This is a genomic window from Myxococcus sp. RHSTA-1-4 (assembly GCF_020037125.1).
Lineage (GTDB): Bacteria > Myxococcota > Myxococcia > Myxococcales > Myxococcaceae > Myxococcus.
The window spans coordinates 1-1,164 of sequence record NZ_JAIQDG010000124.1; the positions used below are offsets into that span (position 1 = coordinate 1).

Genomic DNA, 1,164 nt, shown 5'->3' on the forward strand with positions numbered 1-1,164 from the left:
TCGCGCTTCCCGGGCTCCTCACGTCCGGACCTCATTGGCCGGACCGAACAGCGACCTGATTAGCCGAGCCTTGACACTCAGAGTTGAACGGGGCGTTCACTGGGAGCGCTCATGTCTCCTGGCGCTTCTCCGCCCGGGAAGGTTTGAGCAACTCCCCAACGTCCACTTCGAATCCCTCGCAGAGGCGCGCCAAGCTGGTGAAGGTGACGTTGACCTCTTCACCTTCCATTCGCTGGAAAACGCGCACTGTCATACCGCAGCGGTGGGCAGCCTCTTCCTGCGTCCAACCCTTCTGCTCTCGTAGGCGCCGCACAGCGGCGGCCAAGCGCCGCTGGAGCTCGCGGTAGGCGTCGCTCTCGTACTGTTCCGCCCGCTCAGGCCGGCGTCTTCTCTCGGCCCGAGGCCCCATCTTGCGGCCGGACCGTAGGAGGGCCTAGAAGATACCTGCCACGTCACTAGAGACGTGTCCCTAGCGGCGTAAAAGCGGCGCTGGTCTCTTGCGGGGAGAAGGTGAATGGCTCCGGTGAAGTGCGGGAAGTGCGGCAGTGAGGTGACTCTCCCTGCAACGGCGTGCGCGCAGTGTGGGACGCCAGTGCCCAAGCCGCCCATGTCGACGAAGAAAATCCTCTTCATCATCTTCGGGGTTCTCGCCGTGTACACGGTCGGCTCCGTCCTCCTGCGCGGCAGCCGCGGGGGGCGCGGTCCTTCAGCGAGCGCTAGAACGAGTGCCGAGGATGCAGCGAAGAAGTCCGCGAGGTGGGTAGAAATCAGCACCCTGCTGTCGGAGTACCGTGACAACGAGGTGCGCGCCGACTCCAGCTTCAAGGGCACCTGGGTCCAGACGTCCGGCTACGTGGACGACGTGAAGCGGGACTTCCTGAACTCCATCTACGTCACCCTCGGTACTGGGCAGGCACTCGAAGTCCCGCAGGTGCAGTGCTTCTTCGCCGACTCGGAGGCAAAGAAGGCGGCGACCCTGACGAGGGGCGCGCGCGTCACCGTTCGTGGACGTGTGGACGGCCTGATGATGAACGTCCTGGTGAAGCGCTGCGAGTTCGTCGGCCTCTAGTCTCGTGCTCGGCTCCTTGTGTTGACGCGCACCCTGGTTGAGGGAGCGAGGCCCGAGTTCGAGCCGGCTGTGTGATGGGGTCGGGAGGACTGCCC

The 1,164-nt window shown here is 64.6% G+C and carries 2 protein-coding genes; one reads left to right on the forward strand and one right to left on the reverse strand.

Annotation, left to right across the window (positions count from 1 at the left end; genetic code table 11):
• Positions 1-109 precede the first annotated feature (109 nt).
• Positions 110-409: a helix-turn-helix transcriptional regulator gene (locus K8638_RS45520; RefSeq protein ID WP_223760815.1), complete on the reverse strand. Its 300-nt coding sequence runs from the start codon at positions 407-409 to the stop codon at positions 110-112.
• A 198-nt stretch (positions 410-607) separates the two neighbouring features.
• Here K8638_RS45520 and K8638_RS44210 point away from each other — a divergent pair, with 198 nt between their 5' ends.
• Positions 608-1,069 (forward strand): OB-fold putative lipoprotein, encoded by a 462-nt coding sequence (locus K8638_RS44210; RefSeq protein ID WP_223760816.1) that lies wholly within the window; start codon positions 608-610, stop codon positions 1,067-1,069.
• Positions 1,070-1,164 lie beyond the last annotated feature (95 nt).

What these genes read in the sequence shown, in the direction of transcription:
- K8638_RS45520 (WP_223760815.1), bottom strand. Translation starts at nt 409, where the DNA reads ATGGGGCCTCGGGCCGAGAGAAGACGCCGGCCTGAGCGGGCGGAACAG.
- K8638_RS44210 (WP_223760816.1), top strand. Translation starts at nt 608, where the DNA reads ATGTCGACGAAGAAAATCCTCTTCATCATCTTCGGGGTTCTCGCCGTG.